Origin of the sequence: Candidatus Symbiopectobacterium sp. NZEC151, from assembly GCF_025962655.1 — a bacterium.
In the GTDB taxonomy this organism is placed as follows: domain Bacteria; phylum Pseudomonadota; class Gammaproteobacteria; order Enterobacterales; family Enterobacteriaceae; genus Symbiopectobacterium.
Genome location: NZ_JAGFPE010000003.1, coordinates 258,695 through 280,174, shown reverse-complemented (window position 1 = coordinate 280,174; position 21,480 = coordinate 258,695). Strand labels below are relative to the sequence as shown.

At 52.8% G+C, this 21,480-nt stretch carries 22 protein-coding genes and 1 tRNA gene; 15 read left to right on the top strand and 8 right to left on the bottom strand.

Going from position 1 to position 21,480, the window contains the following annotated elements:
• Window positions 1-109: 109 nt before the first annotated feature.
• Both dnaG and rpsU read right to left on the bottom strand, forming a co-directional pair.
• Window positions 110-1,858, bottom strand: a complete 1,749-nt coding sequence (gene dnaG / locus J5067_RS11980) for a DNA primase (protein WP_264644029.1) — start codon at window positions 1,856-1,858, stop codon at window positions 110-112.
• Window positions 1,859-1,995: 137 nt separating this feature from the next.
• A complete protein-coding gene (gene rpsU, locus J5067_RS11975; RefSeq protein ID WP_001144069.1) occupies window positions 1,996-2,211 on the bottom strand; it encodes a 30S ribosomal protein S21 in 216 nt (71 codons plus the stop codon).
• Window positions 2,212-2,441: 230 nt separating this feature from the next.
• Between rpsU and tsaD the strand changes: the two genes are divergently transcribed.
• Window positions 2,442-3,455, top strand: coding sequence for a tRNA (adenosine(37)-N6)-threonylcarbamoyltransferase complex transferase subunit TsaD (tsaD, locus tag J5067_RS11970; protein ID WP_264651202.1), 1,014 nt, complete (start codon window positions 2,442-2,444; stop codon window positions 3,453-3,455).
• Window positions 3,456-3,519: 64 nt separating this feature from the next.
• Here tsaD and argR read toward each other — a convergent pair whose 3' ends face one another.
• On the bottom strand, window positions 3,520-3,990 hold the full coding sequence (gene argR, locus J5067_RS11965; protein ID WP_222159505.1) for a transcriptional regulator ArgR: 471 nt from the start codon (window positions 3,988-3,990) through the stop codon (window positions 3,520-3,522).
• A 485-nt stretch (window positions 3,991-4,475) separates the two neighbouring features.
• Here argR and mdh point away from each other — a divergent pair, with 485 nt between their 5' ends.
• Complete coding sequence (gene mdh, locus J5067_RS11960) at window positions 4,476-5,426, top strand: malate dehydrogenase (protein ID WP_264651201.1); 951 nt, start codon at window positions 4,476-4,478, stop codon at window positions 5,424-5,426.
• A 57-nt stretch (window positions 5,427-5,483) separates the two neighbouring features.
• On the opposite strand, the gene J5067_RS11955 is transcribed toward mdh, so the two are convergent.
• Window positions 5,484-5,765, bottom strand: a complete 282-nt coding sequence (locus J5067_RS11955) for a helix-turn-helix transcriptional regulator (protein WP_264644032.1) — start codon at window positions 5,763-5,765, stop codon at window positions 5,484-5,486.
• Between the two features lie 184 nt (window positions 5,766-5,949).
• Here J5067_RS11955 and J5067_RS11950 point away from each other — a divergent pair, with 184 nt between their 5' ends.
• On the top strand, window positions 5,950-6,336 hold the full coding sequence (locus J5067_RS11950) for a DNA-binding protein (protein ID WP_264644033.1): 387 nt from the start codon (window positions 5,950-5,952) through the stop codon (window positions 6,334-6,336).
• Window positions 6,337-6,602: 266 nt separating this feature from the next.
• Window positions 6,603-6,986, top strand: a complete 384-nt coding sequence (locus tag J5067_RS11945; protein ID WP_264644034.1) for a DNA-binding protein — start codon at window positions 6,603-6,605, stop codon at window positions 6,984-6,986.
• A gap of 12 nt (window positions 6,987-6,998) precedes the next feature.
• Here J5067_RS11945 and ispB read toward each other — a convergent pair whose 3' ends face one another.
• Window positions 6,999-7,970 carry an octaprenyl diphosphate synthase gene (gene ispB, locus J5067_RS11940; RefSeq protein ID WP_264651200.1) on the bottom strand — a complete coding sequence of 324 codons (972 nt, stop codon included), beginning with the start codon at window positions 7,968-7,970 and terminating at the stop codon, window positions 6,999-7,001.
• 253 nt (window positions 7,971-8,223) lie between these two features.
• Between ispB and rplU the strand changes: the two genes are divergently transcribed.
• From rplU to cgtA, 4 genes are all read left to right on the top strand, one after another.
• The gene (rplU, locus tag J5067_RS11935) at window positions 8,224-8,535 is read left to right on the top strand and encodes a 50S ribosomal protein L21 (protein WP_264644036.1); all 312 of its coding nucleotides are present in this window, start codon (window positions 8,224-8,226) and stop codon (window positions 8,533-8,535) included.
• A gap of 20 nt (window positions 8,536-8,555) precedes the next feature.
• Window positions 8,556-8,813 carry a 50S ribosomal protein L27 gene (gene rpmA / locus J5067_RS11930; RefSeq protein ID WP_264644037.1) on the top strand — a complete coding sequence of 86 codons (258 nt, stop codon included), beginning with the start codon at window positions 8,556-8,558 and terminating at the stop codon, window positions 8,811-8,813.
• A 100-nt stretch (window positions 8,814-8,913) separates the two neighbouring features.
• Window positions 8,914-9,873: a DMT family transporter gene (locus J5067_RS11925; RefSeq protein WP_264651199.1), complete on the top strand. Its 960-nt coding sequence runs from the start codon at window positions 8,914-8,916 to the stop codon at window positions 9,871-9,873.
• Between the two features lie 250 nt (window positions 9,874-10,123).
• Window positions 10,124-11,296: an Obg family GTPase CgtA gene (gene cgtA / locus J5067_RS11920; RefSeq protein ID WP_195312619.1), complete on the top strand. Its 1,173-nt coding sequence runs from the start codon at window positions 10,124-10,126 to the stop codon at window positions 11,294-11,296.
• 88 nt (window positions 11,297-11,384) lie between these two features.
• Here cgtA and dacB read toward each other — a convergent pair whose 3' ends face one another.
• Window positions 11,385-12,833 (bottom strand): serine-type D-Ala-D-Ala carboxypeptidase, encoded by a 1,449-nt coding sequence (dacB, locus tag J5067_RS11915; RefSeq protein WP_264644039.1) that lies wholly within the window; start codon window positions 12,831-12,833, stop codon window positions 11,385-11,387.
• 260 nt (window positions 12,834-13,093) lie between these two features.
• Between dacB and greA the strand changes: the two genes are divergently transcribed.
• Entirely contained in the window at window positions 13,094-13,570 is a 477-nt protein-coding gene (gene greA / locus J5067_RS11910) for a transcription elongation factor GreA (RefSeq protein WP_264644040.1), read from the top strand.
• Window positions 13,571-13,688: 118 nt separating this feature from the next.
• Here greA and yhbY read toward each other — a convergent pair whose 3' ends face one another.
• Entirely contained in the window at window positions 13,689-13,982 is a 294-nt protein-coding gene (gene yhbY, locus J5067_RS11905; protein ID WP_196906616.1) for a ribosome assembly RNA-binding protein YhbY, read from the bottom strand.
• A gap of 203 nt (window positions 13,983-14,185) precedes the next feature.
• Between yhbY and rlmE the strand changes: the two genes are divergently transcribed.
• The 6 genes from rlmE (at window position 14,186) to J5067_RS11875 (ending at window position 19,788) form a co-directional block, all read left to right on the top strand.
• On the top strand, window positions 14,186-14,815 hold the full coding sequence (rlmE, locus tag J5067_RS11900; RefSeq protein WP_222159517.1) for a 23S rRNA (uridine(2552)-2'-O)-methyltransferase RlmE: 630 nt from the start codon (window positions 14,186-14,188) through the stop codon (window positions 14,813-14,815).
• A gap of 47 nt (window positions 14,816-14,862) precedes the next feature.
• The gene (gene ftsH / locus J5067_RS11895) at window positions 14,863-16,755 is read left to right on the top strand and encodes an ATP-dependent zinc metalloprotease FtsH (RefSeq protein WP_319801674.1); all 1,893 of its coding nucleotides are present in this window, start codon (window positions 14,863-14,865) and stop codon (window positions 16,753-16,755) included.
• A gap of 165 nt (window positions 16,756-16,920) precedes the next feature.
• Window positions 16,921-17,754: a dihydropteroate synthase gene (folP, locus tag J5067_RS11890; protein ID WP_264651198.1), complete on the top strand. Its 834-nt coding sequence runs from the start codon at window positions 16,921-16,923 to the stop codon at window positions 17,752-17,754.
• Between the two features lie 6 nt (window positions 17,755-17,760).
• Window positions 17,761-19,098: a phosphoglucosamine mutase gene (gene glmM, locus J5067_RS11885; RefSeq protein WP_264644043.1), complete on the top strand. Its 1,338-nt coding sequence runs from the start codon at window positions 17,761-17,763 to the stop codon at window positions 19,096-19,098.
• Between the two features lie 251 nt (window positions 19,099-19,349).
• Complete coding sequence (gene secG / locus J5067_RS11880) at window positions 19,350-19,685, top strand: preprotein translocase subunit SecG (RefSeq protein WP_264644044.1); 336 nt, start codon at window positions 19,350-19,352, stop codon at window positions 19,683-19,685.
• A gap of 16 nt (window positions 19,686-19,701) precedes the next feature.
• Window positions 19,702-19,788: transfer RNA gene (locus tag J5067_RS11875), tRNA-Leu, on the top strand.
• Window positions 19,789-19,908: 120 nt separating this feature from the next.
• Here J5067_RS11875 and J5067_RS11870 read toward each other — a convergent pair.
• Window positions 19,909-21,471 (bottom strand): TolC family protein, encoded by a 1,563-nt coding sequence (locus J5067_RS11870; protein WP_319802392.1) that lies wholly within the window; start codon window positions 21,469-21,471, stop codon window positions 19,909-19,911.
• Window positions 21,472-21,480: the final 9 nt, after the last annotated feature.

Genomic DNA, 21,480 nt, shown 5'->3' with positions numbered 1-21,480 from the left:
GGTATAGCCAACAATAACATTCGGGGTATTTCTTCTTCTCGCCGCAGCCCCTTCTAGCGGCTTTGGCAGGGCTTCACCCTGCTGGTTATCGGCAATTAAGCCTCTGTAATCAGTTCTTTCTTGTAAGCGCCTGGTTCAACATGTGCACTTCGTTACGTTCTTCTGCGGTCAACCCCCGCAAACGTGACTGCGCGATCAATGATTCCAGCCGCTCCTCTAACATATGGTTATATAGGGTAGTCAAGGTATCGATAAACGTCTCTTCTACCTTGTCCTCAACGATCATGTGGTTCCAGGTTGCCATGGTTTCAAGCTGTGGGCCTGATTTATTCTCCCGGTAAAGCTCCAGAAGTTGCCCCGTTGTCAAACCGGGCTGTGCCTGGCACGTTTTCACCAGCTCAATAAACAGCGGCACGCCAGCCATCTTCGATGATGCCAGCCCGTCCGGCGCGGTCACCAATGCTGCCAACTGCGGATTTTGTACCAGCAACCCTATTAGTATACGCATAGTTGTGCGTTTTAGTTGGGGCGGCTGGTAGGGCTGCGCCTGTTCTGCCGTTTTTGGCAGCAGTTTATCCAGTTGGCGATCGTCAAGAATCCCCAGTTTGTTGCCGAGCTGTTGACGTAGATACAGTCGCAAGGTTTCTCCCGGCACCTGACCAATCAACGGCAATGCGTCTCTTCCAAGTTTGGTTCTGCCCTCGGGAGAGCTCATATCCACCTGCTGTTGCAGGGTATCAAACAAGAACGTGGAGAGCGGCAGCGCCTGCTCCATCCTCTGTTCAAACGCTTGTTTACCCTCTTTACGCACCAGAGTATCCGGATCCTCTCCATCAGGGAGAAACATAAAGCGCAACTGGCGACCATCATTCAAATAGGGTAGCGCCGTTTCCAGGGCGCGCCAGGCGGCATCTCGGCCTGCACGGTCACCGTCATAGCAACAAATCACCTGATCGGTAACGCGGAACATCATCTGAATATGGTCAGCCGTCGTGGCGGTGCCCAGTGAGGCGACGGCATAATCAATACCGAATTGCGCCAGCGCTACCACGTCCATATAACCTTCAACCACAAGAAGGCGTTTTAGTTCCGTGTGATTTTGTTGCGCTTCGTAAAGGCCATACAGTTGGCGGCCTTTATGAAAAATTTCAGTTTCCGGCGAGTTCAGGTATTTGGGCAATCCGTCTCCCAGCACGCGTCCGCCAAAGGCGATAACACGGCCGCGCTTATCGCGGATCGGGAACATGACGCGCTCACGGAAGCGGTCATAGGTACGTCCTTGCTCATTCTTAACCAGCATTCCCGCATCGCTCAGGGTTTCACGATCTTCATCGTGACGACCAAAGCGCTTTAATACGTTGTCCCACCCCGGAGGGGCGAAGCCAATAGCGAAGTGGCGAATCACTTCCGCACTCAGGCCGCGTTGTGCCAGATAACCCTGGGCGGTGGCTGCCGTTGGCTGGTTTAATGCCTGCTGATAAAACTCGCTCAGTTGTCCCATCAATTCATACAGGCTTTGACGCTGATGGCGTTCAAGCGCTGTAGTGCCAGTGCCGGATTCATAAGGCACTTCCAGACTGTGCATGGCTGCCAATTCTTCGATACTTTCAACGAACTCCAGGCGATCGTAGTTCATTAAAAAATCGACGGCATTGCCGTGCGCGCCGCAACCGAAACAATGGTAAAACTGCTTATCACCGTTTACGGTGAAAGACGGGGTTTTCTCATGGTGAAACGGACAGCACGCGTGAAAGTTCTTGCCCTGCTTCTTGAGCTTCACGCGCGCGTCGATCAGATCGACGATATCAGTGCGTGCCAGCAGGTCATTGATAAAGACGCGTGGGATTCGTCCAGCCATAAGCCCCTGTTTTTAATACAAATAAACGATAGCTTATAAACGACAACAAGCCGCGCTTCCTTTCGGAAAGCACGGCCTTCGTATGCAACTGCTAAGTCTGCGGATTAATCACGCGGTGGAGGCCAGGCCTCCAGAAATTAATACAGACGAGTGCGGCGTGCGTTTTCTCGAGCCAGTTTCTTCGCGTGACGTTTCACCGCAGAAGCTTTAGCGCGTTTGCGTTCGGTGGTCGGTTTTTCATAGAACTCACGACGACGAACTTCAGCCAGAACACCCGCTTTTTCACAGGAACGTTTGAAGCGACGCAGCGCTACATCGAACGGCTCGTTTTCACGTACTTTAATTACCGGCATGTGCCTCTCACCTTAATAATTCGGTATGTGCTGGCCTTGTGCCAGCCTTTTCAAAATGGTGCGGAATTCTACTGCAAACGTGATGCGCTTGTAAAGCATTGCGGCGATCATAAAACACCCAACGCGCACGCAGAGCAGAAAATCCAAACCGTTAATGGTAGACTATCTGTTGTATGAAGCAAGTGGCAAGTGGATGTCGGCTTGCGTGGCAACGAATGTTAGGTAGAACGATGCGCATATTGGGTATTGAAACCTCCTGTGATGAAACCGGGGTGGCGATTTATGACACGGATGCCGGGTTATTGGCTAACCAACTGTATAGCCAGGTAAAACTACATGCTGATTATGGCGGTGTCGTGCCGGAACTGGCCTCGCGCGATCACGTGCGTAAAACGGTTCCCCTGATTCAGGCTGCCCTGAAAGAGGCAGGACTGGCCGCATCGGACATCGATGGCGTGGCCTATACCGCCGGTCCTGGGCTGGTGGGCGCATTGCTGGTCGGCGCGACGGTTGGGCGCGCGTTGGCGTTTGCCTGGGGTGTGCCGGCCATTCCGGTTCACCACATGGAAGGGCATTTGCTGGCCCCGATGCTGGAAGAGAATCCACCGGCGTTTCCCTTCGTGGCGCTGTTGGTTTCAGGCGGCCACACGCAGCTCATCAGCGTCACGGGCATCGGTGAATACCGTTTGCTGGGCGAATCTGTTGACGATGCTGCCGGTGAAGCCTTCGACAAAACGGCAAAGCTGCTGGGACTGGATTACCCAGGAGGCCCGATGTTGTCCAAACTGGCACAGGGTGGAGATGCCACACGTTTTACCTTTCCTCGCCCAATGACCGACAGACCAGGGCTGGATTTTAGCTTTTCCGGTTTGAAAACCTTTGCCGCCAATACCATTCGCGCTAATGGCAACGATGATCAAACCCGTGCAGATATTGCGCGCGCGTTTGAAGATGCGGTGGTGGATACGTTGGCGATAAAATGTCGCCGAGCGTTGGATGAGACCGGTTTTAAACGTCTGGTGATGGCGGGCGGGGTCAGTGCCAACCGTACGCTGCGCGCTCGCCTGACAGAGATCATGGCCAAACGGGGCGGGGCGGTGTTTTATGCGCGGCCTGAGTTTTGTACTGATAATGGCGCGATGATTGCCTATGCGGGCAGTGTGAGGCTGTTGCACAACGAAAGTCAGGAACTGGGCGTGAGCGTGCGTCCACGTTGGCCATTGGCGGAATTGCCTGCCGTTTGACCCAACCCACGCCAGATACCCTCATCTGGCGTGAGTCACTGCATCAGCAGCCCCTCGCGGGTCACTACAGTTCCTGTTCGAACAGCGCCAAAATGGCGTCGAACAGCTGTTTGACGCTAAAGCCGCGCGCTGGCGTGGTGAAAATGGTGTCATCCCCGGCGATGGTGCCCAGAATCCCTTCCGATTTCCCCAGTGAATCCAGCAACCGAGCGATCAATTGCGCAGCACCCGGACTGGTGTGAATAACCACAACCGCATCGTTATAATCGACATCCAGCACCAGATTTTTCAGCGGGCTGGTGGTGGTGGGCACACCCAGCTCCGCTGGCAGGCAATAGACCATCTCCATTTTGGCATTGCGCGTGCGCACTGCGCCAAATTTAGTCAGCATACGCGATACTTTTGATTGGTTTATATTTTCAAAACCGTCGTCTTGTAACGCCAACACGATCTCGCTTTGAGAACTAAACTTCTCTTCCTTTAACAGCGCCTTGAACGCTTTGACCAAATCTTCCTGTTTCGTGGAGTTACGCATTCTGCACCGTTTGTTGTGATCGTTGATGCGTGCATTATGCAGTTGGGTGAATTTTTATGCAATATGGGCGCTTAAAGAAGTGACTCGGCAGGGTTCAGTACGATAACTGCGCTAAAATGTTTGAATCACGTAAACTATGGAAAAAAAATGCGCGCTTAGTCACATAAAAGTAAATGAAATGTTATCAAAATGAGGTTGTTTACTGGCTGCGGTTCGGTGTAATGTAGCCGCCATCGTACTGAACGTGATGCACGCTGCATTATTTACTCACTTACTTATAACTTTACTTACCTTACAAATCACTCGGCAGATTTTGATTTATTATTAACGACATAGTTTTTCCTTTTTCATGACCTGATAGCGAGGTCTCGGCATGGCCGGCATCCGTTCGGTAAGCCGTTCAAACCTCCTGATTTTATTTATGTCTGGTGGTTTATTGCACAAATTCACGGCATTTTTACTTTTACGATAATAAGGAGTTTAGGATGAAAGTTGCAGTTCTCGGAGCAGCAGGCGGTATCGGTCAGGCTCTCGCGCTCCTGCTCAAAACCCAGCTTCCTTCAGGTTCAGAATTATCTCTTTATGACATTGCACCGGTAACGCCGGGCGTCGCCGTTGATCTGAGCCATATCCCTACAGCAGTATCCATCAAAGGCTTTTGCGGTGAAGACGCTACCCCTGCGCTGGTCGGCGCGGATATCGTTCTGATCTCGGCCGGTGTCGCTCGCAAGCCGGGCATGGACCGTTCCGACCTGTTCAACGTGAATGCGGGGATCGTACGTAATCTGGTTGAACAGATCGCTCGCACCAGCCCGAAAGCCTGCATTGGTATCATTACCAACCCGGTCAACACCACGGTGGCGATTGCCGCGGACGTACTGAAAAAAGCCGGTGTGTACGACAAGAACAAGCTGTTTGGCGTAACCACGCTGGATATTATCCGCTCCAACACCTTTGTGGCGGAACTGAAAGGCAAACTGCCGCAAGAGGTTGAAGTCCCGGTGATTGGTGGACACTCTGGGGTGACGATCCTGCCCCTGTTGTCGCAAATCCCTGGCGTAACATTCAGCGAGCAGGAAGTGGCGGATCTGACCAAGCGTATCCAGAATGCGGGCACGGAAGTGGTGGAAGCCAAGGCCGGTGGCGGATCGGCAACCCTCTCCATGGGCCAGGCGGCGGCGCGTTTTGGGCTGTCTCTGGTACGCGCTCTGCGAGGTGACGAGGGCGTGGTGGAATGTGCCTATGTGGAAGGTGACGGCGAGCATGCCCGCTTCTTCGCACAGCCGCTGTTGCTGGGCAAATCCGGCATCGTTGAACGTAAGTCGATTGGCGCACTGAGCCCGTTTGAAAAACAGGCTCTGGATAACATGCTGGGCACCCTGAAACAGGATATCGAATTGGGCGAATCCTTTGTGAGTGGCTCAGCACGCGGTTAATTGGTGTCTAAACCAGATCGCAATAAGCCGGAGAGAAGGTGCTCCGGCTTTTTTGTATCAGGGTTTTGGGTCAGGATCGTCACGTCGGATAAGTTTTTTCCTATCAATCAGCATATTAGTTTTCGGATCGTAGTAACGGCTGGGCCAGATTTCAGCAGGGTGAATGTTGATTGCCTCGGCGATGAGCCATTCACCCTTGGGCCAGGGGCGTGATATCGCATTGGCCAGGGTGGAAGAGCTTAACCCCGCTTCTCGTGAGACCGCCGCCAGCGTGGTGCCTTTTTTACGGAGTGCGGCAATGATATCGGCAGGGTGCCAGTCGTGTTTCCTTGCGCTCATAATCTTTCCTTCTTGCTACAAGATAATGGTCCATTGGTGGTATAAATAACGCTCGTCAGTTAAACGCATGGAATGCGTGAACGGAATTAGGAAAAAATATAACATGATATTTCCAATAATTTCCTTAACGTTTTTCCTAATAAATTAAATTTTGTAATGCATCGCACTATCAGGATGAAAGGCTATGAAAAAAGAGTGGTTCACCACTGCTGAATTGCTGGGGATGGCGGGATTGCCTAAAACACGGCAAGGCGTAAACAAACGCGCTCGCGAAGACGGTTGGGAAAAGCGCCCTCATAAAGGCGTTCAAGGGCGCGGCGTTGAATATTCCCTTTATAGCCTGCCAGAACCGGTGCAGCATTCGCTTTCACTGCAAGAAACCCCTTCATCCTACGCAGTGCGCCAGGCCGATATGCTGGCCGTCTGGATTCAGATCTATCAGCAGTGCTCTGAGCAAGAAAGAGAAGCGCTGGTCGCGCATATCTTGCGCCACGGTATGGCCTCTGTGTTGTCTCAGTTGCGGATTTCATCGTCAGTTGATGCAGCCCCTGGTGATCCATCCGCTGTCTGAACCTGTACGGATGCCCTCTTTTGCGGATGGTGTACGCCCCGCTGACCTGCCACTTTTTTCCCTTCTTTGTTCAGTTCCCGTTTCAACGTTAGTGTGCGTTTTAGTCCAATATATAACACCTAATCGCTAATTTAATCGGTAACGATTACTTGTTATTAGGAAATGAATTGTTGTTTATATTTTCATTATTGGAAACCAAGGTAATGGTATGGGTCATCGGCCATCACCTTGGCGTGCGTTAATGCCGTTTATGGAGGATGTTGCGAATGGAAAAAGCATGGTTGACGCCCCAGGAGCTACTGGGCATTGCAGGTTTGCCAAAATCGAGACAGGGCCTTAACAAACGCGCCAGAGAAGAGGGCTGGGAAAAACGTAAACGAAAAGGGGTGCAAGGGCGAGCCGTTGAATATGCGCGAGAGAGTTTACCGCAGGAAGTGCGCAAACGGCTCCAGATTCGTGAAATGACGGAAATGTCACCGCCGACCTATACGACGCTTGCCAAGCCGCTGTTGGCTTCCTGGATTCAGATATTTGAAAAACTCTCCGTCAGTGAACAGGAGGCGTTGATCGATTTTGTGCTGCGTGAAGGGGCGATTGCCATGTTGTCACGCCTCGAGATCGCGAGCGATCCCAACGCAGCGACAACATAGCGCACGGACGCATTAATAATCGCGTTGAACGGCAATATGTGCCAGACCTACCAGTGCCTCACGGAAAGGGGTCGGCGGCAGCGCTTGAAGCGCGGAAATCGCTTTATCCGCCTCTTGCTCTGCACGCTGCCGGGTGTATTCCAGCGAGCCGCACTGCTGCATGGCGGCAAGCACTGGTTCCAGCAGATGGCGACCATTGCCCTCCTCGATCGCCTTGCGGATCATCGCACATTGCTCACTATTACCGTTACGCATAGCGTGTAACAGCGGCAGGGTCGGTTTGCCTTCGTTCAGGTCGTCACCGGTATTTTTGCCTAAGGTTTTACCGTCGGCACTGTAATCCAGCAGATCGTCAATCAATTGGAATGCCGTACCGAGAAAACGCCCATACTCCTGTAACGCTTTTTCCTGCTCGTCGGTGGCGCCTGCCAAGATCCCGGAGGCCTGCGCTGCGGCTTCGAACAGGCGCGCCGTCTTACTGTAGATGACACGCATGTAACTCTCTTCGGTGATATCCGGATCGTTACAGTTCATCAGTTGCAGCACTTCTCCTTCAGCGATGACGTTGACCGCTTCAGACATCAACGCCAGCACGCGCAGCGAGCCCAGGCTGGTCATCATCTGGAACGCGCGCGTATAGATGAAATCCCCAACCAGTACACTGGCCGCATTGCCGAAGGCGGCATTGGCTGTTTCCTTGCCACGACGCATATCCGATTCATCCACCACATCGTCATGCAGCAGCGTGGCGGTGTGGATAAATTCAATCAGTGCGGCGACCGTGACATGTTTATCACCTTGATAAGCCAGCGCGCGGGCGGCCAGTACGGCTATCATGGGACGAATACGCTTCCCGCCACCACCGATAATGTAATTGCCAATCTGGTTGATAAGTACAACATCGGAATTGAGTTGTGCCAGAATAACGCCATTGACGTCGTTCATATCATGGGCAGCTAATGCTGTGATCTGTTCTAGATTCATATCTGTGCCAGTGCTTTTTCTGTACGCCGTGGTTAGGGTCGGTTCTATACCGGCTTCGATGGTTATTGTGGACTGATTGTACTTGAAAAATGACACAGATAAATGGCTGTGAAGAACCTGTACTCTTTTTCTTCAATTCTCTCGAATCTGCACTTGTCATCGGTAGGTTTTTTGCGTAGAATTCGCGCCCTATTGTGAATATTTATAGCGTGCTCGAATACTCAATATGAGTACGCGGAAAGCGGAGTTTTATATGTACGCAGTTTTCCAAAGTGGTGGCAAACAACACCGAGTAAGCGAAGGTCAAACCGTTCGCTTGGAAAAGCTGGACATCGCAACTGGTGAAGTTGTTGAATTTGACCAGATTCTGATGGTTGCTGATGGTGAAGAAATCAAAATCGGCGTTCCTTTCGTCGATGGTGGCAAGATCAAGGCAGAAGTGGTTGCCCATGGTCGCGGTGAGAAAGTAACGATTGTTAAGTTCCGTCGCCGTAAACACTACCGTAAGCAAGCGGGCCACCGTCAGTGGTTCACTGACGTGAAAATTACTGGCATCAGCGCTTAAGACTTAGGAGAGCGGATTAAATGGCACACAAAAAAGCTGGCGGCTCGACTCGTAACGGCCGCGATTCCAACGCACAACGTCTGGGCGTAAAACGTTTCGGCGGTGAAAGCGTTCTGGCTGGCAACATCATCGTTCGTCAACGTGGTACTAAATTCCACGCGGGCACTAACGTAGGTTGCGGCAAAGACCACACTCTGTTTGCTTTGGCTGACGGTAAAGTCCAGTTCGAAGTTAAAGGCCCGAAAAACCGTAAATTTATCAGCATCGTTGCTGAGTAATTTTTCGCGTCAGGTCTGACAGATATAAAGCCCCGCAATTTATTGCGGGGCTTTTTACATTTCCATATCCCTTCACCACCCGCAACACACTGAGAGAACCATGCAGACGAAACAGCAGGCTGGCATCGGGCTGAGCCTGGCCTTGACGGCGGCAGTATGCTGGGGTGCATTGCCCATTGCCATGAAGCAGGTGCTTGTTGTCATGGAGCCCTATACTGTGGTGTGGTATCGGTTTTTTATTGCCTCGATAGGGCTGGGGATCATTCTTTTCTCTCGTGGTCAACTGCCGCCGCTGCGTCTTTTTCGCCATCGGCGCTGGTGGGTGCTGTTGTTGATTGCCACTGGCGGGTTGCTGGGTAACTTTGTGCTGTTCAGCTCCTCACTCAAGTTTTTAAGCCCGACCACATCGCAAGTGATTGGGCAGCTTTCCCCGGTGGGAATGATGTTCGCCAGCGTGCTTGTTCTGAAAGAAAAAATGCGCGGCACGCAGATTATCGGTGTTGCGATGTTGCTGTGCGGTATGCTGCTGTTCTTCAATGCCAGTCTGATTGAAATTTTTACTCGACTGACGGATTACACCCTCGGCGTGTTATTGGGAATGGGGGCCGCTGCGGTGTGGGTGAGCTACGGCGTGGCGCAAAAAGTATTACTACGCCGCTTGTCGTCACAACAGATCTTGCTGCTGCTGTATGTCCTGTGTGGGCTGGGGATTTCGCCGTGGGCGCATCCTGAGGCGATTTTTCAGCTTACCCGCTGGCAGTTGATTTGCCTGCTTTTCTGCGGTGTGAATACCCTGATTGGCTATGGGGCATTGGCCGAGGCGATGGCGCGCTGGCAGGCGGCGCAGGTGAGCGCCATTATTACGCTGACACCACTGTTTACGCTGCTGTTTTCTGATCTGCTGTCCATCCTGTGGCCGCTCTATTTTGCTACACCGGCATTAAATCTTGTGGGTTATATCGGGGCGTTTGTGGTGGTCTCCGGGGCGATGTTTTCCGCGATTGGGCACCGTTTTTTTCCGGGAAGAAAACGCGATACTGTCATACCGGTGCCAAAGTAACGTGCGGTAGCCTGATGCTATCGAAGGTTGTGTGCGCTGTTTATTTTTAATACAGATGAAATCAACGCGGGAAGCGGGTACAATGCCGCTCCCTTGCGAGGTGGGTTCTGTTACGTTCCGTTTTTTGCATGATGCGCGGCGGTTATTCACGCGTCATGCCATGAAAGCATCACGCCAAAGAGAACCGACAATGTCCTGATGCATGGCGTCTGATGATGGTGATCTCTATAGGTTGTTGCGGAGAGAGTAAATGAAGTTTGTAGATGAAGCTACCATCCTGGTGGTGGCTGGTGACGGCGGTAATGGCTGTGTGAGCTTCCGCCGTGAAAAATATATCCCCAATGGTGGTCCGGACGGTGGCGACGGCGGTGACGGCGGTGACGTTTATCTGTTGGCGGATGAAAGCCTGAATACGTTGATCGATTTTCGCTTTGAAAAATCTTATCGCGCCGAGCGCGGTCAGAACGGGCAAAGCCGTGATTGTACCGGCAAACGTGGTAAAGATATCACCATCAAAGTGCCGATTGGTACGCGTGTGCTGGACGAAAGTACCGGAGAGGTGCTGGGTGATATGACGCGCCACGAGCAGCGTTTGATGGTGGCGAAAGGCGGCTGGCACGGGCTGGGTAACACCCGTTTCAAATCGTCGGTCAACCGCGCACCGCGTCAGAAAACCAGCGGTACGGCAGGTGAAGAGCGTTCTCTGATGCTGGAATTGCTGCTGCTGGCGGATGTCGGGATGTTGGGGCTGCCGAATGCCGGCAAGTCGACGTTTATTCGCGCGGTGTCTGCTGCTAAGCCCAAGGTGGCGGATTATCCCTTCACCACACTGGTGCCGAGTCTTGGCGTAGTGCGTATGGACAGCGAGAAAAGCTTCGTCGTGGCCGATATTCCTGGGCTGATCGAAGGCGCTTCCGAAGGGGCGGGTCTGGGCATTCGTTTTCTCAAACATCTGGAACGCTGCCGCGTGCTGCTGCACCTGATCGATCTTGCTCCGATCGATGAATCGGATCCGGTGGAAAATGCCAAAGTGATCGTCAATGAGTTGCAGCAATACAGTGCTTCTCTGGCAGAAAAACCGCGCTGGTTGGTGTTCAATAAGGTCGATCTGATCGAGAAAGAGGAAGCAGAGCAGCGCGCTAAAGCGATTGCTGAAGCATTAGGTTGGGAAGGTAAATACTACCTGATCTCTGCTGCTAACCGTTCTGGCGTCAACGCACTGTGCTGGGATGTGATGAACTTCCTGGAAACACAGCCGAAAGCCATGGCTATCGAAGAGAAAGGGCCCGAAAAAGTCGAGTTCATGTGGGATGATTATCACCGTGAACAGCTGGCGGCGGTGGAAAATGAAGCCGAAGAAGAGTGGGATGACGACTGGGATGAAGATGACGACGAAGGTGTCGAGATCATCTACCAGAAATAATTCTCAGGCTACGATCCTCCGGTGACGGAGGATGTTGCTGGCACGACATCAGGCACGATCCCTTTTGGGGATCGTGCTTTTTTTTACCTCAATTGCTCTGATAAAGATCTTTGTACAGACGGCTTTCAAAGCGCGCCAGCGGCACACGGCGCGCACGCTGATCTTCAGGCGGCACCGCATAGCCCGACAGGAATTGCACGAAAGCCATGCGCTGGCCGCTGGCCGTGGTGATAAAGCCTGCGAGGTTATACACCCCTTGCAGCGCACCGGTTTTCGCGGAAACCTTGCCGTCTACACCGGCTTCATGCAGCCCGGCACGGTATTGTAAGGTGCCGTTGTAACCCGCCAGAGGCAGCATCTCGATGAACTTCAATTCGTTATCGTGCTGAGCAATGTATTGCAGCGCCTGCATCATGGTGGCGGGTGAAATCAGGTTATGGCGCGACAGGCCAGAGCCATCAACCACAATGCTGTTGTCCAGATTGACGCCCGCTTTTTGCCGCAGCACCTGACGCACCGCATCGGCTCCGGCGCGCCAGGTGCCTGGCACGCTAAAGCGCTCGTGCCCGATGGTGCGAAAAACCGTATCTGCAATCATGTTGTCTGATTTTTTCAGCATGATGGTGAGAAGGTCATGCAGCGGGGCGGATTGCGTCTGAGCCAGCACGGTGCCCGCAGGGGTTGACAGCGTTTGGCGACGTAAGCTGCCGGTGATACGGATATCCGCTTGTAACAGCTCATCTTTAACGATGGCACCGGCGTAGCTGGCACCATCCTGAATCGCAAACGCCAGCGGCAGCGGTTCGGCGCGTTGCATCAGACAGCCGGTCAGTGTGAAACGGTTTAATTCGCCCGGCACCACGTCCAGTTCGCAATATTGCGCGTCAGAAGCGCCCTTGGCTAACGTACGCACTTCGCTGAACATCTGGACCGGGTAGTAGGAGGCAACGCGAATAAACGCGTTGTCACCCGCTTTAGGGGCGCTGTAGAGGGAGACGGAGAAACAGTTGCGATCGACAATGGCAGCGCCCGGCGGTGCGCTAAAGCACTGTGTCATGTCGTTCCACGGCCAGCCGGGAGCTTTGTCGTGGCTGGAGAACACCGAGGTATCGATGATCACGTCACCAGAGATGCTTTGTACGCCGCGTTTTTTCAATTCGGCGATCATATTACGGATCTGCTGGCGCTTCAGCGTAGGGTCGCCGCTAAAGCGTACCACCAAATTACCGTTCAATTTTCCACCACTTACTGCGCCATGACTTTCCAGCGTGGTGACGAAACGGTAATCTGGACCTAGCTGTAGCAAAGCGGCTAACGCCGTCAACACTTTTTGGGTACTGGCGGGTAATGCCATTTGTTCGCTGTTGTAAGCCACTGCGGGACTACTGGCACCTACTTTTTGCGCCAAAAACGCCAAATTAGCGCCATCCGGCAGGTATTGAATGTGATCGTTAATGCTTGCTGCGTGAGCCGGTAGTACAGAACTCTGTAGCATAACCGCGCAGGCAAGTCCGGAAAAAGTCGATAAAAAACGCATAATCTCAGCTTACAACAGGGTAACGTGGGGTCATACTACGGCGCAATGCGGTCTAAAGTAAACGATGACCCTTATGGAACTCTGGGTTAAAATACGTATCAAAATGCAAAATCGTTCCTGACCTGAAACCTTGTTCCGGGTCAGGTTACTTTTGTTTATCGCCAGGGAGCGCTGGCATACCGACCGTCTGTCGCATCGTTCGTTGAAGCGTCAGGATGACGATAATGAACGTCTTACAAGTTTCTTAGAGGTTTGAAGATATGAAACAATTTCCGATGACATTGCGTGGTGCAGAAAAACTACGTGAAGAGCTAGAATTCTTGAAAGGCACTCGCCGTCCGGAAATCATTGCGGCGATTGCTGATGCCCGCGAACACGGCGATCTGAAAGAGAATGCTGAATACCATGCGGCGCGCGAGCAGCAGGGCTTTTGCGAAGGTCGCATTCAGGAAATCGAAGCCAAGTTGTCCAATGCGCAAGTGATTGATGTGACGAAAATGCCAGCCAATGGGCGCGTCATTTTTGGTTCAACGGTGTCCGTGATGAACCTGGATACGGAAGAAGAACAGACCTATCGCATCGTGGGTGATGATGAAGCGGATTTCAAACAAAACCTGATTTCTGTGAATTCACCGATTGCCCGTGGGCTGATTGGCAAAGAGCAGGATGATGTCGTGACCATCAGAACGCCCGGCGGTCTGGTCGAATATGAGATCCTGAAGGTCGCCTATCTGTAATTTCGCCGATTAAATCGGCAAATTGTGTAAAGAAAAGCAAAAGGCCGCATGCGGCCTTTTCTCTAACGAACGGGCATGGCACCTTTTCGTTAAATGTGAAACACGGTGATATAGTTGGTTACTTGGGTAACACAATTTTACGTTCTTTTGACGGGCGATACAGCACCAGCGTATGGCCGATAACCTGAACGTTGCAGGCACCGGTTTCGCGGATAATGGCTTCAACAATCAATGCCTTAGTATCCCGATCTTCAGTTGCAATTTTAACTTTGATCAGCTCATGATGTTCTAGCGATTGTTCAATTTCAGCCAGAACACCTTCGGTAAGGCCATTATTACCCAGCATAACCACCGGTTTTAGCGGGTGAGCCAAGCCTTTCAGGTGCTGTTTTTGTTTGTTGCTTAGATTCATGTGTCTTTTTTACTTAGGTTGGGATTGAAAACGGGTCATTCTACCGCCATCTCACCATTATAACCAATTTGGTGACGTTGATGGGCCGATCTTTAGCGGCGTCGGTGTTGAACCATACCGGTGGTAAATGACACGTTGATGGTTAATGGCAAGTGGGTTGTACATAACAAGTTGATTGTACATAACGAAGAGTTGGAAAGCCGATGGCAAATAAAAAGCGTTCTGCAAGCTCCAGTCGCTGGTTGCAGGAACACTTTAGCGATAAATATGTACAGCAGGCGCAGAAAAAAGGGCTACGCTCGCGCGCTTGGTTTAAACTGGATGAAATACAGCGCACTGACAAACTGTTTAAACCGGGCATGACGGTGGTAGATCTGGGCGCTGCGCCTGGTGGATGGTCTCAATACGTGGTGACGCAGATCGGCAATGCGGGCAGGATCATCGCGTGCGATATTTTACCAATGGATCCCATCGTTGGTGTCGATTTCCTTCAAGGCGATTTTCGTGATGAATTAGTGCTTGGCGCCTTGATGGAGCGGGTAGGGGATAATAAAGTTCAGGTTGTGATGTCAGACATGGCACCTAACATGAGTGGGACCCCCGCCGTGGATATTCCAAGAGCCATGTATCTGGTTGAGTTGGCGTTGGAAATGTGTCGGGATGTTCTGGCACCGGGCGGAAGTTTTCTGGTGAAGGTCTTTCAGGGAGATGGCTTTGATGAATACCTGCGACAAATTCGCTCCCTGTTCACAACAGTGAAGATTCGTAAGCCTGATGCTTCGCGTGCTCGTTCTCGTGAAGTGTACATTGTAGCGACAGGGCGTAAACTGTAGTACCCTAACGCTGTTTTTTAACACAGTTGTAATATGAGGTTAATCCATTGAGTGACATGGCTAAAAACCTGATTCTCTGGCTCGTCATCGCAGTGGTGCTGATGTCCGTATTCCAGAGCTTTGGGCCCAGCGAGTCAAATGGCCGCCGGGTGGACTATTCTACCTTCTTGACTGAGGTGAATCAGGAGCAGGTCCGTGAAACACGTATTAACGGGCGTGAGATTAACGTTACAAGAAAAGATGGCAACCGCTACACCACCTTCATTCCTGTTAACGATCCCAAGCTACTGGATAACCTGCTGACCAAGAATGTGAAAGTGGTTGGTGAACCGCCGGAAGAGCCGAGCCTGCTGGCATCGATCTTTATCTCCTGGTTCCCGATGCTGTTGCTGATTGGCGTCTGGATTTTCTTCATGCGTCAAATGCAAGGCGGTGGCGGTAAAGGCGCTATGTCCTTTGGCAAAAGCAAAGCGCGCATGCTGACCGAAGATCAAATTAAAACCACGTTTGCTGACGTCGCTGGCTGTGATGAAGCCAAAGAAGAAGTGAGCGAACTGGTGGAATACCTGCGTGAGCCGAGCCGCTTCCAGAAGCTGGGCGGTAAAATTCCGAAAGGCATCCTGATGGTAGGGCCGCCGGGAACGGGTAAAACCCTGCTTGCCAAGGCGATTGCTGGCGAAGCTAAGGTGCCATTCTTCACCATTTCCGGTTCTGACTTTGTTGAAATGTTCGTGGGTGTTGGTGCATCTCGTGTGCGTGACATGTTCGAGCAGGCGAAAAAGGCAGCACCTTGCATCATCTTCATCGATGAAATCGATGCCGTAGGCCGCCAACGTGGTGCGGGTCTGGGCGGTGGTCATGATGAACGTGAACAAACCCTGAACCAGATGCTGGTTGAGATGGATGGTTTTGAAGGCAACGAAGGTATTATCGTGATTGCCGCAACCAACCGTCCTGACGTGCTTGACCCTGCATTGCTGCGTCCGGGCCGTTTTGACCGTCAGGTGGTGGTTGGCCTGCCGGACGTTCGTGGCCGTGAACAGATTCTGAAAGTGCACATGCGCCGTGTTCCTTTGGCGACGGATATGGATGCATCAGTGATTGCGCGCGGTACGCCGGGCTTCTCCGGTGCCGATCTGGCAAACCTGGTGAACGAAGCGGCATTGTTCGCTGCACGCGGTAATAAACGCGTGGTATCCATGGTGGAGTTCGAGAAAGCCAAAGACAAGATCATGATGGGTGCTGAACGCCGCTCTATGGTCATGACGGAAGCGCAGAAAGAGTCTACCGCTTATCACGAAGCGGGCCATGCGATTATTGGTCGTCTGGTGCCGGAGCACGATCCGGTGCACAAAGTCACCATTATTCCGCGCGGTCGCGCGCTGGGTGTGACCTTCTTCTTGCCGGAAGGCGACGCGATCAGCGCCAGCCGTCAGAAGCTGGAGAGCCAAATTTCTACGCTGTACGGTGGTCGTCTGGCGGAAGAGATTATTTATGGTGTAGAAAAGGTCTCTACCGGTGCCTCGAATGACATCAAAGTGGCAACGTCTATTGCGCGTAACATGGTGACACAGTGGGGCTTCTCAGAAAAACTGGGGCCGTTGCTGTACGCAGAAGAAGATGGCGAAGTGTTTCTGGGCCGTTCTGTTGCCAAGGCAAAACACATGTCTGACGAAACGGCGCGCATTATCGATCAGGAGGTCAAATTGCTGGTTGAGCGTAACTACGTGCGGGCGCGTGAACTGTTGATGGCGAATATGGATGTGCTGCATTCGATGAAGGATGCGTTGATGAAGTACGAAACTATCGATGCGCCGCAAATTGATGACCTGATGTCACGCCGTGACGTGCGCCCGCCTGCGGGATGGGAAAATGCATCGGCCAGCAGCAACGAACCGGGCAACGGTGGCGGTACGCCGACCGCAGCACAGCCAAGCTGATAAGCGAGAAGTGCAGCCAACACACCTGCAACTTGAAGTATGGCGGGTATAGCGGCGTTATGTGATAGTGTTATCCGGTCATAGCGCTGTTGACCACTTCTTTTAAAACCCCGGCTTGCCGGGGTTTTTCTTTATTGATAACCCGGTTGTTAAAGGAAGAAGGTGATGAAACTAATTGCCCGTGATGCCATTCTGGATCTCACTCATCCTCAGGTGATGGGAATTCTCAACGTTACGCCGGATTCATTTTCCGACGGTGGCAAATATGTCTCGCGTGATGAAGCAATCCGTCATGCGCAAGAGATGGTAAACGCGGGAGCCACGCTGATTGATATCGGTGGCGAATCGACCCGTCCTGGCGCGGCGGATGTCAGCGTGCAGGAAGAGCTGGATCGCGTTATCCCGGTGGTTGAAGCCTTGGCGGCACGCTTTGATGCCTGGCTATCGGTTGACACGTCCAAACCCGAGGTGATTACCGCTGCGGCGCAGGCCGGTGCGCATCTGATTAACGATATTCGGTCATTGCAGGAACCGGGAGCGCTGGACGCTGCGGCGGCAACCGGACTGCCGATTTGCCTGATGCATATGCAAGGCCAGCCGAAAACCATGCAGCATAATCCGCATTATGACGATGTGGTGGCCGATGTGAACACCTACTTCCAACAGCAGATCGCACGTTGCGCCGAGGTTGGCATCGAAAAAGATCGCCTGCTGCTGGATCCCGGATTCGGTTTCGGTAAGAATTTATCGCATAATTACCGCCTCCTGGCGCATTTGCAGGAGTTGCATCATTTTGGTTTACCGCTGCTGGTCGGGATGTCGAGAAAATCCATGGTGGGACAACTGCTCAATGTTCCTCCGCTCCAGCGCGTACATGGTAGCGTCGCCTGTGCGGTCATTGCTGCCATGCAGGGCGCGCATATTATTCGCGTACACGATGTAAAAGCGACAGTGGACGCAATGCGAGTTGTCGAAGCCACGTTGGCAGAGAAGGAATAATAACGAATGAGTAACCGCAAATATTTTGGTACGGATGGTGTGCGTGGCAAAGTGGGCGAGACGCCCATCACCCCGGATTTCGTGTTAAAACTCGGTTGGGCAGCCGGGAAAGTGCTGGCGAGCCACGGTTCGCGCAAAATCATTATCGGCAAAGACACCCGCATTTCTGGCTATATGCTGGAGTCGGCGCTGGAAGCCGGGCTTGCCGCCGCCGGATTATCGGCCTCATTTACCGGCCCGATGCCGACACCCGCCGTGGCGTATCTGACGCGCACCTTCCGCGCTGAAGCGGGCATCGTTATCTCTGCATCACACAACCCCTACTACGACAACGGCATCAAGTTTTTCTCCATCGATGGCACAAAGCTGCCGGATGAGGTGGAAGAGGCCATCGAAGCGGAACTGGATAAACCGCTGACCTGCGTGGAATCGGCTGAGTTGGGCAAAGCGAATCGCATTGTGGATGCGGCCGGGCGTTATATTGAGTTTTGTAAGAGCACGTTCCCGAACGAACTGAGCCTGAGTGGATTAAAAATCGTGGTGGATTGTGCCAATGGCGCGACCTACCACATTGCCCCAAGCGTGTTGCGTGAGCTGGGCGCAAAAGTGATTGCCATTGGCTGTGAGCCTGACGGCATGAATATCAACGAATCCTGCGGTGCAACGGATGTTCGTCAGCTTCAAGCCCGCGTGCTGGCGGAGAAGGCGGATGTCGGCCTGGCGTTCGACGGCGACGGCGATCGGTTGATCATGGTGGATCACGAAGGCAATAAGGTCGATGGCGATCAGATCCTCTATATCATTGCGCGTGAAGGGTTGCGTCAAGGGCAACTGCGCGGTGGCGCGGTGGGCACCCTGATGAGTAACATGGGCCTGGAGCTGGCATTAAAGCAATTGGGTATTCCGTTTGCTCGCGCCAAAGTGGGCGATCGTTACGTACTGGAAAAAATGCAGGAGAAGGGCTGGCGCATCGGCGCAGAGAACTCCGGGCACGTTATTCTGCTGGATAAGACCACCACGGGAGACGGTATTATTGCTGGTCTTCAGGTGCTGACGGCGATGGTGCGCAACCATATGTCGCTGCACGACCTCTGTAGCGGCATGAAATTGTTCCCGCAGGTGTTGGTCAACGTGCGCTTCACCGGCAGTAATGATCCGCTGGAAAGTGATGCCGTGAAAAACGTTGTGCTGGAGGTGGAGAAAACGCTGGCGGGACGTGGTCGCGTACTGCTGCGTAAGTCTGGTACCGAGCCCCTGATTCGCGTGATGGTAGAAGGGGAAGATGAAGCACTGGTTATCAGCCTTGCCAATCAGATTGCGGATGTCGTGAAGGCTGCGCATTAATTTCTCGGGTGCCGGGTTGTCTTTGTGGACCATAACGGAGACACCCCCAGCACCCGCTGATGTGTTTAGCCGTTTTTTTCCGCAATCGCATTGATCTTTCTAAAATACACTTGCGTCGCCCAGTGGGTTTGGTTAGTATTCAGACCCGCTCTACCAGGGACATACGCTGTCCGTTGAGCGAGATGTGTGCGGTTTGCCGCGAGAATTTAGCCTCCTCATCTGTTGATGGGGAAACAGTTACGGGTACTATCATGTACGAAGCTCTTTTAGTCATTTTCCTGTTGGTTGCGTTAGGCCTGGTTGGTCTGATCATGCTGCAACAAGGTAAAGGTGCTGATATGGGTGCCTCGTTCGGAGCAGGGGCATCGGCAACGTTGTTCGGTTCGAGCGGTTCCGGTAACTTTATGACACGCATGACCGCTGTGTTGGCGACGCTGTTTTTCGTCCTCAGCCTGGTCTTAGGGAACATGAGTTCACATCAGAGCAAGAGCGGCAGTGAGTGGGATAATCTGGGCCAACCTGCTCAGGTTGAACAGCCTGCTACGCCAGCAGCACCGGCTGCGCCTGCGAGTGACATTCCCAAGTAATTAAAAGATTTCGGATGCCGAGGTGGTGGAATTGGTAGACACGCTACCTTGAGGTGGTAGTGCCCGATTGGGCTTACGGGTTCAAGTCCCGTCCTCGGTACCAACATTAAGAAAAGACGTCGATTGACGTCTTTTTTTTTATCTGTGTTTTACGAGTAACGGACTTTCCCTTCCTTCTCTCGCCGCGTTGCCCTGATGCCCGTTGGACATCAGGGCGGCTACCTTAGAACGATTGCAGCGTACTGATTTTACCCTGTTGCCATTCACTTTCTGATTGGCGCAGCGCTGTGCTGATGTCGACCAGTTTATCGGAAGGCAACGTTTTTGGCAGCAGGTCTAACCCGACGCTGGAGATAATCTGCCCGTAGGTATTGCGCAGCTCCGCATAGGCGAGATCCTGACGCAGGTCGGCATTCAATGCATTAAGCTCGCCCTGAATCAATTGCAGTTCACCGATGCTGTTGGCCTGGTAGCGGTTTCTCAACTGCTGGGCAATTTGACTATCCAAATCACGCAGCTCTGCGCTGGTTTTATACTGGCGCAGCGATTCGTTATAGTTGGCACGTGCCACATATAACTGCGCCATGATGGCCAGCGACATGGCTTGACGCTGGATCTCTGCCACCTGCTCGTTCGCCTGAGCCGTTTTACGTGCCGCAGGGCCGGACATCAGGTTAAACAGGTTCCAGGTGGCTTTGACGCCAACGTCGGCCCAACTGTTGTTAACCAGGAAGGAGTTACTGTCGTAATGGCCTCCCACACTCAGCTCAACGCCTGGCAGCATGCGCAGCAGCGCTTTACGGGTTTCAGCCGCGTGAATCCGGACCTGATAATCCTGTTCCCGCAGTTCCGGTCGGCTGACCAGTGCGGCTTCTTCAAGGGTTTTTTGGTCTACGTTCAACTGCGGAACAATTTGCTCGCTGCTGCTCGGCAGTGCCAGTTTGAACGGGGTATCCAGCGGCAGGTTCATCAGAGTGGCAAGTTCAGTTTTGGCCAAGGACAGTGCCCGACGCTGTTCTTCCAACTGGCGGGTAGCATCGATCAGCGCCCGACGATAGCTCAATGCTTCAACAGGGTCACCGACCTGTTGCACCGTCATGCGCTCACTGGCCTCACGTGCCTGATTTACCCGTGCGATCAGCCCGTCAATTTGGCCTAATAAACGCTCAGCGGCGACCGCACGCCAATAGGCAGAACGCACATCTTGCAGAATGGTATGTACCACCTTGCGCTTGCGTTCCTCGGCAATCCAACGCTGATCGGATTTCTGTTTGGCGCTGACGTAGCTGACGCCGAAATCGAGTACGTTCCATACCATGGTGAGATCGGCCACGTCACGATCGCGATCTTGTGAGGTTGATGGTTCAAGGGATGTACGCCCTGTTTCAACGCTGCGGCTGCTGGATGCGCTCATATTATTACGCCCCACGTAGCCCGCTGAGGCCGCCAGCTTTGGCAGCATATCATAACGCGCCAACTCCAGTTGCTGCTGGGCCAGCGCATTCTCCATCACCTTTAAACGTGATTCGAGGTTGTATTTCAGAGCGCGCGCCATAGCGTCATACAGGCCAATCGGCGCGGTGACCGGTTCTTGCTGGCTGAACATCGCCACCCGATCCTGCTGGCTGCGCTGCGTGCTTTCCGCCCTGGTAATGGGGTCGCTGGTCACGGCGCAACCGCTGAGTGCGACCACCAATGCACTCAGGCTAAAAAGTTTTCGTCCCTTTATCCATATTTCACCGCTGCCCAAGGTTGTTAATGCCGACAACCGGCTTGCCACAAACATGTTCGTCAT

What these genes read in the sequence shown, in the direction of transcription:
- J5067_RS11950 (WP_264644033.1), top strand. Translation starts at nt 5,950, where the DNA reads ATGAAAAAAGAGTGGTTCACCACTGCTGAATTGCTGGGGATGGCGGGA.
- mdh (WP_264651201.1), top strand. Translation starts at nt 4,476, where the DNA reads ATGAAAGTTGCAGTTCTCGGAGCAGCAGGCGGTATCGGTCAGGCTCTC.
- folP (WP_264651198.1), top strand. Translation starts at nt 16,921, where the DNA reads ATGAAACTAATTGCCCGTGATGCCATTCTGGATCTCACTCATCCTCAG.
- greA (WP_264644040.1), top strand. Translation starts at nt 13,094, where the DNA reads ATGAAACAATTTCCGATGACATTGCGTGGTGCAGAAAAACTACGTGAA.
- rplU (WP_264644036.1), top strand. Translation starts at nt 8,224, where the DNA reads ATGTACGCAGTTTTCCAAAGTGGTGGCAAACAACACCGAGTAAGCGAA.
- J5067_RS11925 (WP_264651199.1), top strand. Translation starts at nt 8,914, where the DNA reads ATGCAGACGAAACAGCAGGCTGGCATCGGGCTGAGCCTGGCCTTGACG.
- glmM (WP_264644043.1), top strand. Translation starts at nt 17,761, where the DNA reads ATGAGTAACCGCAAATATTTTGGTACGGATGGTGTGCGTGGCAAAGTG.
- rpmA (WP_264644037.1), top strand. Translation starts at nt 8,556, where the DNA reads ATGGCACACAAAAAAGCTGGCGGCTCGACTCGTAACGGCCGCGATTCC.
- dnaG (WP_264644029.1), bottom strand. Translation starts at nt 1,858, where the DNA reads ATGGCTGGACGAATCCCACGCGTCTTTATCAATGACCTGCTGGCACGC.
- rlmE (WP_222159517.1), top strand. Translation starts at nt 14,186, where the DNA reads ATGGCAAATAAAAAGCGTTCTGCAAGCTCCAGTCGCTGGTTGCAGGAA.
- J5067_RS11870 (WP_319802392.1), bottom strand. Translation starts at nt 21,471, where the DNA reads ATGTTTGTGGCAAGCCGGTTGTCGGCATTAACAACCTTGGGCAGCGGT.
- J5067_RS11945 (WP_264644034.1), top strand. Translation starts at nt 6,603, where the DNA reads ATGGAAAAAGCATGGTTGACGCCCCAGGAGCTACTGGGCATTGCAGGT.
- yhbY (WP_196906616.1), bottom strand. Translation starts at nt 13,982, where the DNA reads ATGAATCTAAGCAACAAACAAAAACAGCACCTGAAAGGCTTGGCTCAC.
- cgtA (WP_195312619.1), top strand. Translation starts at nt 10,124, where the DNA reads ATGAAGTTTGTAGATGAAGCTACCATCCTGGTGGTGGCTGGTGACGGC.
- dacB (WP_264644039.1), bottom strand. Translation starts at nt 12,833, where the DNA reads ATGCGTTTTTTATCGACTTTTTCCGGACTTGCCTGCGCGGTTATGCTA.
- J5067_RS11955 (WP_264644032.1), bottom strand. Translation starts at nt 5,765, where the DNA reads ATGAGCGCAAGGAAACACGACTGGCACCCTGCCGATATCATTGCCGCA.
- secG (WP_264644044.1), top strand. Translation starts at nt 19,350, where the DNA reads ATGTACGAAGCTCTTTTAGTCATTTTCCTGTTGGTTGCGTTAGGCCTG.
- argR (WP_222159505.1), bottom strand. Translation starts at nt 3,990, where the DNA reads ATGCGTAACTCCACGAAACAGGAAGATTTGGTCAAAGCGTTCAAGGCG.
- tsaD (WP_264651202.1), top strand. Translation starts at nt 2,442, where the DNA reads ATGCGCATATTGGGTATTGAAACCTCCTGTGATGAAACCGGGGTGGCG.
- rpsU (WP_001144069.1), bottom strand. Translation starts at nt 2,211, where the DNA reads ATGCCGGTAATTAAAGTACGTGAAAACGAGCCGTTCGATGTAGCGCTG.
- ispB (WP_264651200.1), bottom strand. Translation starts at nt 7,970, where the DNA reads ATGAATCTAGAACAGATCACAGCATTAGCTGCCCATGATATGAACGAC.